Below are 208 nucleotides of genomic sequence, written 5' to 3'. Positions count from 1 at the left end.
TTATCTTCTGACAACAGTTAAATTAGTTACGGAAGAGTTAAGTGTAATTCATGGAATAAATTATGCTGGAAAGGAATTGAAACGGTATCGTCCATTATATGGAAGGGTTTTAATTAAATATCATAAAGATTTCCAAGCTTCAGTTGTTAACGCGGAAAGTAAACTTGAAAAATTGGTTGTTTCTCAAGTTTTACCAGATGTATATAAG

1 pseudogene is annotated in these 208 nt (G+C 30.8%); it reads left to right on the top strand.

From position 1 onward, the window contains the following. A pseudogene (locus CBI42_RS13160) lies at positions 1–208 on the top strand (GIY-YIG nuclease family protein); the annotation flags it as partial.

Origin of the sequence: Streptococcus sp. KR, from assembly GCF_002238115.1 — a bacterium.
Taxonomy (GTDB): domain Bacteria; phylum Bacillota; class Bacilli; order Lactobacillales; family Streptococcaceae; genus Streptococcus.
Note: the sequence above shows the minus strand (reverse complement) of the source record. Positions and strands in the feature narration are given on the sequence as shown.